This window comes from Deinococcus marmoris, from assembly GCF_001949125.1.
GTDB lineage: Bacteria > Deinococcota > Deinococci > Deinococcales > Deinococcaceae > Deinococcus > Deinococcus marmoris_A.
In genome coordinates this window covers 1-8,797 of sequence record NZ_MSTI01000125.1, presented here as the reverse complement: position 1 = coordinate 8,797, position 8,797 = coordinate 1, and the positions used below count along the sequence as shown (strand labels likewise).

The 8,797-nt window shown below is 59.7% G+C and carries 7 protein-coding genes; 1 reads left to right on the top strand and 6 read right to left on the bottom strand.

The window, feature by feature from the left end:
• Positions 1 to 43: 43 nt before the first annotated feature.
• The 6 genes from BOO71_RS18120 to BOO71_RS18095 form a co-directional block, all read right to left on the bottom strand.
• Positions 44 to 904, bottom strand: coding sequence for a tyrosine-type recombinase/integrase (locus BOO71_RS18120; protein ID WP_075834724.1), 861 nt, complete (start codon positions 902 to 904; stop codon positions 44 to 46).
• Positions 905 to 1,073: 169 nt separating this feature from the next.
• On the bottom strand, positions 1,074 to 1,892 hold the full coding sequence (locus BOO71_RS18115) for a hypothetical protein (protein WP_075834722.1): 819 nt from the start codon (positions 1,890 to 1,892) through the stop codon (positions 1,074 to 1,076).
• A gap of 106 nt (positions 1,893 to 1,998) precedes the next feature.
• Positions 1,999 to 3,762 (bottom strand): DUF4900 domain-containing protein, encoded by a 1,764-nt coding sequence (locus BOO71_RS18110; protein WP_075834720.1) that lies wholly within the window; start codon positions 3,760 to 3,762, stop codon positions 1,999 to 2,001.
• 10 nt (positions 3,763 to 3,772) lie between these two features.
• Positions 3,773 to 4,693 (bottom strand): prepilin-type N-terminal cleavage/methylation domain-containing protein, encoded by a 921-nt coding sequence (locus BOO71_RS18105; RefSeq protein ID WP_075834717.1) that lies wholly within the window; start codon positions 4,691 to 4,693, stop codon positions 3,773 to 3,775.
• Positions 4,693 to 5,145: a type IV pilus modification PilV family protein gene (locus BOO71_RS18100; RefSeq protein WP_075834715.1), complete on the bottom strand. Its 453-nt coding sequence runs from the start codon at positions 5,143 to 5,145 to the stop codon at positions 4,693 to 4,695. The genes BOO71_RS18105 and BOO71_RS18100 overlap by 1 nt, the downstream gene beginning before the upstream one ends.
• Positions 5,142 to 5,618 carry a pilus assembly FimT family protein gene (locus BOO71_RS18095; RefSeq protein ID WP_175607473.1) on the bottom strand — a complete coding sequence of 159 codons (477 nt, stop codon included), beginning with the start codon at positions 5,616 to 5,618 and terminating at the stop codon, positions 5,142 to 5,144. Before BOO71_RS18095 ends, BOO71_RS18100 begins: the two co-directional genes overlap by 4 nt.
• A gap of 131 nt (positions 5,619 to 5,749) precedes the next feature.
• On the opposite strand from BOO71_RS18095, the gene BOO71_RS18090 reads away from it, so the two are divergent.
• Positions 5,750 to 8,764 (top strand): Tn3 family transposase, encoded by a 3,015-nt coding sequence (locus BOO71_RS18090; RefSeq protein ID WP_075834711.1) that lies wholly within the window; start codon positions 5,750 to 5,752, stop codon positions 8,762 to 8,764.
• The last annotated feature ends 33 nt before the right edge of the window (positions 8,765 to 8,797 follow it).

Here is an 8,797-nt window from a genome sequence, read left to right as displayed (position 1 = left end):
AGGGGTGACCTGAGACTAGGAACCGAAACCTGCGCTAAGGAATTCAGCGCTGTTTGCGCCGCCAGATTCGGAGTTCGGCATCTGCTGAAGCGTCGCTGATCTCGGCATACCGCAACGTGGTCTGAATGTGGCGGTGGCCCAGCCGTTTGCGGATGGTTCCCAGGCTCACGCCCCCATTGACCAATTCCGTCGCGTGGCTATGGCGCAACTGATGCAGGGTGCAGGTCACACCAGCGAGAGCCGCATAGCGTTGCCAGCGCTCCTGCACGCTCTGATACCGCAACGGCCCACCACGCCCGTTCTTCTGCGCCTGAAACAGCGGCCCATGTGTGTAGTCCAGAGACCGCAAGTATTTCCGCAGCGCATTCACCAGGCGGGGATCATCAAGCAGCACCGTCCGGCGCTGCGCTCCCTTGCCCAGCACGGTCAGGTGTTCATCCCCTCGGGCGAGGTCAAGATCATCCAGACGAATGTTCAGCGCCTCGCTGATGCGTAGCCCCGTTTCAAAGATCAGACGGAACAGCAGGGTGTCGCGCGTTTGCCGGGCTGAAATGACCGCAAAGATGCGCTCGATGTCGTCCCGACGTAGACCGCGCGGATGCGGTGGTGGAATCCGTGGGCGTTCCAGATGCCGGGTGGGGTCAGGGTCTAGCCGCCCATGCTGCTGGCTCCAGCGACAGAAGCGCTCAATGGCGGTCTGCTTGCGGTTCTGGGTAGAAGCAGCCCACCAATGGTGGGCTGCGAAGTACGCTTCCAGCGCCGCCGCATCCAAATCTTTTCCGCTGTCCTGCAACCAGCGTTGGAGATGAGTCAGGTCCGCCCGGTACGCCCGAACGGTGGCCGGGCTACGGTTCAGCTCCTCAAGGAATTGTCCGGCAGCGGTCTGGACGTCAGTGGGATTCATACCTGCGATAAGTGTAAATCCAGACCTGTAGAGCAGGGGGTATTTCTAGCGCTGAATCCGCTGTCGGGGGTTTGAATTCCTGTGATAAGGGGAATTACAGCAGGAAGAACACCTGGCATATAAAAATTTCTGGATTGTACTTTGACCCCAGACAAGGTTCTCTAAAGCTTCACTGCTGCCCAGCGTCATCACGGCCATCATTCAGGGCAAACCAGCCCCTTGCCAGACGGTTCAAGCGTCCTTTTTGGACCATGCGGCCTGTCCAGTCCCGGGCCACAGCCCGATTTCCATCAAAGAGGATGTCGGCGATGGTTTCAGTCGACGTGGGCCAGGTGAGTGTGGCCGCGCGTTCAGCGAAGAGCCGCTCGGCCCAGTCGCGAAGGCCCTGAATATTGGGTGGGATTGGGGCCTCAGTCAGGGCATCCTGGGGTGGCACTTCTTTCAATCGTCCCCGAACTTCCCGGGCCTGGCGTTCTCGCTCAGTCGGCGTTCCTGTCAGGTATTTGCCGACAGTGACATTGGAAACGTCAAGGTCGGCGGCAATTTCTTGACGCGTTTCCCCAGCAGCATAACGCTCGCGGATTGAAGTGATCTGGCTCTCGGTGAGCTTGCGGTAAGCCCGAATACCGAAGGCAGCCTGAAGATGATTCTGAACGCTGGTGACAAACGATCCACTGAGAATCGCCAACTGCCTGATGGATTTGCCCTCGGCCAATCGGGCACGTACCCACGCTTCATTCCAGTACAGCGGCAGGCCCCGCTCGAGCAATTCTGCTTCTGTCCACACGTGGCCCCGACTGGCTGCTTCCCGGTAAATACTATTCAGTTCATATTTGCCGTACTGGCGTGGCTTGATATTTCCGGCCAGAGCCAGAGCAGCATGCCGCAGAAAGGTGACCTCTTCCATGCCAATCTGCTGCGCTGCGGCGGAGATCAGTTTCAGCTCGCTCTTGCTCAGCCGCACCATCAATTCTTGTTCGCGACCCATTGTGGGGATGCTATCAACGAATGCTCAGCCGTCCGAGGGTGCTGTCAATCATCATCTAGGACTTGCGGATATGGAGAGCCACGCTGCCCCGAGTTCTCGGAGAGACTCAATTTTCGTTCCAGGTCCGCTGAATGGGCCAGCCCGTCTGAACACCGAACTTGGTGGTGGCCGGAAAGAAGGGGGGGGCTACCGCACCATTGAAGAACCTTTGGTCGAAGCGGAAGTCGTCCGCATACCCAGCAGACGGGGTCCCCGATTGGGTGACCTGACCACGGATCTGATCTTCGCTTTCCGCCAGACTTCCGAGGAGATGGATTGCCCCCCTGGGCCGCCCACCGTTTGGAGTCTGCACCTTCAACCCACGCCCGTTGGCACCCGCCAGAACGGCTCCACTCACGTAGATGTCGTCAGGTGCCGCATCACCCACGGTCACATGGTCCGTACCGGAGATGATGCCCAGCACATTCTGGGCGTTGGCAACCTGCCGGGGATCGTCCTTATAGGTCAAATCACCTGTCAGCGAAATCTGTCCCGATGCCGCGACGTTGAGCTGTGTTTTGGCCGCAATAGCTGGGGGAATCACTGCAGGGACCTTTCCAGGCTCCAAGGTACCTGGCAGGAGACCCGTCCGGGGCGGGCCAGAGAGCGCGGTAATCATTCCAGAGACATAGAGCTGTCCATTGGGAATACCAGTGAGAACTTTGGTTACTCCTGAGGGATTCAGGTATGTCGTGGTATTGGCCTGATAATCCACCGTGATAACGGTGATTTTGTTGTTCTGGTCCTTGATGGTATAGAGCTGGAGTGGGCCTGAAGTTGACAGAGTGACGCTGGCATTGCCCTCCACATAGATTCCACCAGAAACGATATTGCCATTGGCTGGCAAATAAGTTCCTTTAGAAAGAGTATTAGGGCAAGTTGTCAAGCCCAGTCCCTGGCAGGTTTCTGCTTTGCTGGGGGCGCTGAGATCTTTCTCGTCTAAGCCAAGGGACGCCCTGGCCTGTGAAAATGCGTTCTTCGGCAGATCAATGGGGTCTTTATTATACTGCAGACCCTTCCCATTGGTATTTGGGGTGGTACAGCCACCGGGGCTAGCCTGTTGCCCAGATACCTTGACGAATGTAAAGCCTGCACATTTCTTGGCATCATTCATCCAGATAAACGAGCTTGACGTGGTTGCTCCAGCGAGGAATGTGGGGTTGCCACTCAGGGCCCAATTCTTATTGACGTGAACGGGACCGTCATAGGTGCTGCTGGTATCGAAAAAGCCGCTGCTGCCGTTACTCCCACTGCCACCGTCATCGGCCAGCAGGATGAACTGATTCAGACTCTGACGGCCCAGGTTGATGCGCATGGTGCCTTCAGTGACGACGTTGCGCCGATTTCCGAATGTATTGGCCGCGCCATTAATGGAGTAATCCAGGTAGTAGGTCTGGCCATTTCGGTTGAAACTGCCCTCATCGGCACGCAGGCTGCGGAAGTTAATGGTGCTGGTGTAGGTGCCCGCAGTCAGGCTACCGGGGCTGTTGAGAGGGGGGAAGGCACCCCGAATGCTGGCCAGCACGCTCTGGTAAGCGCTGGCGGGCACGATCGGCGTGACACTGGGGTTAGCGTTGGACTGGCTGAACAAATTGACATAAGGCGTGAAGGCGTCGTTGATAGAAATCAGCCCTGGATTGGCGAGGTCGTAAAACATGTCCGCCTGGGCGGCTTCCGCGTACCCGCGCGCCCTGGCCTGGCCTTCGCTGTTGCTCGACTGCTTGAGTTCAGAAGTGGATTTGATGAGGAGGGTCGTCCCGATCACGGCGATGAGGGCCATGACCATCAGCACGGTGATCAAAATGAAGCCCTGATTTTTCTGGGAATGCATGCAGGCTCCTTTAACGCAAGAACACAATTTGGCTGGCGGTCAGGGACCGGGCACCTTGAACGGCGGCGTTCTGCGGCGCGCTGGTGAGGGTGAGATTGACGCTTCTGGGTGGACATGTTGGTGTGGACGTGAATGTGGCAGGCAGGCTGCATCCAACCAGGCCAGCCACCGGGTTTTCGGGAAGGTAGCTGAGGGTGAGCGCAGAGATGTCGTAGGCCACCACCTGGGCAGGTTCGCTGGCCAGTTGGCGGTACAGCGTGGCAGCGTCCACGAAGTACCGCACAGGGATGACTTTGACCATGTAGGTGTTGGGATTCCAGTTCAACTGGGGCATGGGTGTGACTGGATGGTTGATTGATGCGGAGCCAGAAGACGTTGTACAACTGGATGTAGAAGCGGTCTGGAACACCCGAGATGCACTGGGCGCGCGGCCCGCACCACTTTGAAAACTCGTGTTCAAGGTGGAATACAACACGCCATAGTCGTTGCCCTGGAAAGCGACGTTGCAATTTTGAGTGGTACTTCCCGTATCGCTTAAGCTGGCCAGAGAAACCGATGTGCTGCTGCGGGCCAGTAGGGCGTTTACCGTCGGATAGCCTGTGGGTGGCAGGACCACGAATGTTGAATTGGCCTGGGGCACCATGATCGTGACGGACGTGCCTGTACTCAGGGTGAGGCCGCTGGGCAGGGCTGCACCTGCCCCATTCACGTTGGCATACAGCACGCGCGGACCGACGGCGGCGCGCAAATCCTGGGCGATCACCTCAATGGATGCGCGCAACTGCTGTTGGACGGGGATATTCTGATTTTCCCGCGCCTGAATTCTGAGGCTGATGGTGAGGCTAGCGGCAATCACGCCCAGCAGCAGCAGGGCAATGGCCGCCGCGACCAGCAACTCGAGGAGGGTAAAACCCTGCGTCCTTCCCCGCATCAGTAGGCCATCCTGGTGGTGAGCGTGGTCGATTTTTCCCGTCCGCTTTCTTTCCAGAAGGTCTGGGCCTTGACTTCATATTTCCAGACGTTCGTCCCTGAGGCCAGCACCTGCATGGTCACCACATGACGGAACGGCGACATGATGGCGGCCAACTGCGCGTCATGCGTGGACCAATCCGAACTGGGATAGCTGTAGTTATAGGGATAGGTACAGGTCAGAACGCTCCCACCCACGACACAAAAGCCAGCGACAGCCACCATCGGCTCCTGGTTGGCACGGTAGCGATCCAGCCACGTTTCCGCTGCGCGAAGGGCCAGGGTTCGCTGCCGGGCAGACTGGTTGCTCTGCGCGGACGGCACAAACAGGAGAATCGGCAGTAGCGATACCACGCCCAGCAGCACCATGGCCACCAGGGTCTCGATCAGGGTCAGGCCATCCTCCCTCCTCATGACTCGATCCTGGTCAGTCCCAGCACAGTAATCTTAAGGACGCGGGTTTTCTGCCCATAGGTACATGCCACCTGGCTGAGGGTTTTCATCGCGCCACCCGCTGTATAACCCAGACAGAATCCACTTGACGAACAGATGAGCTTGTCACCCAGGTTGATCCCAGTCATGGTGACTGACGCATTAGTTTGGGTGCTCAGGACGGGTTGTCCCGCAGCATCCAGGTTTTTCACTTCATACTTGCTGGCCGACACGAACTCAATCTGGGTGCGCTGCCCTTTGGCCATGGCGACGCTGCGCGCGAGGTTGATGTCTTGCGCCAGCGCTTCTACGAAATCCATGTTCCTGGCCTCGTTGATCTGTTTGGACAGAATCAGGCCGCCGATGGAGAGCAAAATACCGAGGATAGCGAGCACGATGAGTATTTCCAACAACGTGAAAGCCTCCGTACGCTGTGTGGAAGGGGGACCAATCATGGTCTGCATTCTGATCGTCACCAGGTCTGGATAACACCTACATCTGGGGGGACACAGACAGGGGTACTTGGTATGCCGACCACTTTTCAGGGCACACTGACGGCAAAATCTCCACGTCCCAAGCTGTTCCCGTGCCTGTTGAATTCCTTCCCGATGACCAGGCCGCCCGCTACGGGCGGTTTGCTGCTGACCCCACGCCCGAGCAACTGGCCCGTTATTTCTTCCTGAACGAGACCGATCTTGCGCTAATCGCCGAGCGCCGCCGCAATCACAACAGGCTCGGCTTTGCCGTCCAGCTCTGCACCCTGCGGTATCTGGGCACGTTTCTGCCCAATCCCATTCAGGTGCCACAGGTGGCCGTTCGGCACGTCGCCGGGCAACTGGGGCTGCCCCCGGAAGTCTTCATGCGCTACGCCCTGCGAGAAGAAACCCGTTACCACCACCGCCACAGCATCATCCGGTATCTGGACTACCAGGAGTTTGGTGAGGTTCAGGTGTTCCGGCTGATCCGCTGGCTGTACGCCCACCTCGCGGTGAGCGCGGTTCGCCCCATCCTTCTATTTGACCTGGCAACGGTCCACCTGATTGCCCAGAAGGTGGTGCTGCCCGGCGTCAGCGCCTTGGCACGGTTGATTGCCCGTGTCCGCGAGCGGCACACCGCCCGCACTTTTGAAGGGCTGAGCCGCCGCCTGAGTGCAGAGCAGCGGCAGACGCTGGAACAGTTGCTGGTGCTGCCGCAAGGCAAATGGCAGACCCCGCTGGAAGTCCTACGCACGTCACCGTCGCGGGTGGGGGCGCTTTCGCTTCACCAGGGGCTGCACCGCGTGGAGCAGATTCGTGCCCTGGGGATCGGAGAGGTTGATCTCTCCGACGTTCCCGAAGCGAGGCAGGCCATTTTGGTGCGCCACGCCCAGACGGTGCGGGCGCAACTGATCGAGCGCCTGGGCGAGGAGCGCCGTCTGGCAACCCTGCTGGTGTTCCTGCAACATCTTGAACGCACCGCCACCGATGACGTGCTGGACATCTTTCATGACCTGATGACCAGCTTGGCCCTGAAGGGTGAGGCGAAACGGAAACGGGAACGCCTGCGTTCCCTGAAAGATCTGGACCAGGCGGCCCTGCTGCTGCGAGACGCCGTGCGGATCTTGCTGAACTCGGAAGGGCAGGACGTGCGCGAGCAGGTCTTCACGCAAGTAAGTGAGGAGGCGATGCGCGATGCCGTGCGCGTGGTGGACGAGCTGGCCAGACCTGCCGAGGATGCCCTCCCTGAAGCGCTGAGCGGCTCTTACACCACTGTCCGGCGCTTTCAGAGATTGCTGTTGCAGACCATCATCTTTACCGGGACACCCTCTGCGAAACCGCTCTTGGACGCGCTGGCATTCCTGAAAAGCATGGACCAGCCAGGGCGGGGGAAAACTGGGTGGGGCGACGCTCCTCGGAGCGTCGTGCCGCGAAGCTGGGAACGGCAGGTGTTTCCGGCCAGAAGCGAGATCAACCATCAGGCGTACACCCTGTGCGTGCTGGAGAGGCTCCATCAGGCGTTGAAGCGCCGGGAAATCTTCGTGGTCCGCAGCGCGCGGTACGGCGATCCACGGGCTGAGCTGCTGCAGGGCGAAGCGTGGCTGGATGCCCGCGCGGACGTGTGCCGCGCCCTGGAACGCGAGCTTGATCCGGCCCCTGAACTCGCCCGGCTCAGACTTGAGCTGGACCACGCTTACCGCGAGGTGAATCAGCATCTGGAAACCAATCCCTCCCTGTGGCTGACCCAGGACACGGGACACATCAGCATCAACTTGGCGGCCCTGGAAGCCCTTCCTGAACCGCCCAGCTTGAAAGTGTTGCGGGCCGAAGTCTCAGCCCGCCTGCCAGTGATTGATCTGGCCGAACTGCTGATGGAGGTCCACGCCTTCACAGGTCTGGCAGACGCTTTTGTGCATGTCGCTGACGGGCAGGCGAATGTCAGCAATCTGCCACTGGGGGTCTGTGCCGCTCTGCTCTCGCAGGCGTGCAATATCGGTCTGAAGGCTGTTGCCAGACCGGAGGTCCAGGCGCTGACGCTCTCACGGCTGTCCTGGATCGCGCAGAACTACGTGCGGGCCGACACCCTCAGCGCCGCGAATGCCCGGCTGGTGGAGGCTCAACTGGATCTGCCGCTGGCCCAGGCGTGGGGCGGTGGGGAAGTCGCCTCCGCAGACGGACTGCGTTTTGTGGTTCCGGTGCGCAGCATCCATACCGGGTGGAACAGCAAGTATTTTGGCACTCAGCGCGGCGTCACCTACTACAACTTTACCAGTGACCAGTTCACCGGATTTCACGGCATCGTGATTCCAGGGACGCTGCGCGACAGTCTGTACCTGCTCGCGGGCCTGCTGGAACAGCAGACCCGCCTTGATCCACGGGAAATCATGACGGACACCCACGGCTATAGCGATGTGGTCTTCGGTTTGTTCGCCCTACTGGGCTACAAATTCAGCCCCCGGCTGGCAGACCTGCCCGATCAGCGGTTCTGGAGACTGGACCGGGGAGCCAACTACGGCGCGCTGAATGACCTGAGCCGCCACACCCTCAATGAGCGGCTGATCGCCGCCCACTGGGAGGACATGCTCAGACTCGCCGGGTCGCTTAAACTCGGCAAAGTCGGTGCCACGGGCGTGATGCGGACCTTGCAGCGTGGCGGTAGCCTGTCGGGTCTGGGTAGGGCCATCGCCGAGCTCGGACGCGTGGAGAAGACCCTGTACCTGCTGAATTACGTTCATGACGGGGCGTACCGTCAGCGAATTCTGCGGCAGCTCAACCGGGGCGAGCAGCGCCACTCTGTGGCGCGGGCCGTGTTCTACGGCCAGAAGGGCGAGTTGCGGCAGAAGTACCGCGAGGGTATGGAAGACCAGCTTGGGGCGCTGGGACTGGTGGTCAACGCCATCGTGCTGTGGAACACCCGCTACATGCAGGTGGCACTGGATGACCTGAAAAGCACCGGGCATCCGGTACTGGAGGCGGATGTGGCCCGGCTGACGCCTTTGCTGCATGACCATATCCATATGCTCGGCAAGTACGACTTCACGCTCTCACCGGAGGTGGCCCAGGGCCAGCTCAGACCCCTGCGCGACCCGTCTTCGCTGGAGGAATACCTGAACCGAATTCCTTAGCGCAGGTTTCGGTTCCTAGTCTCAGGTCACCCC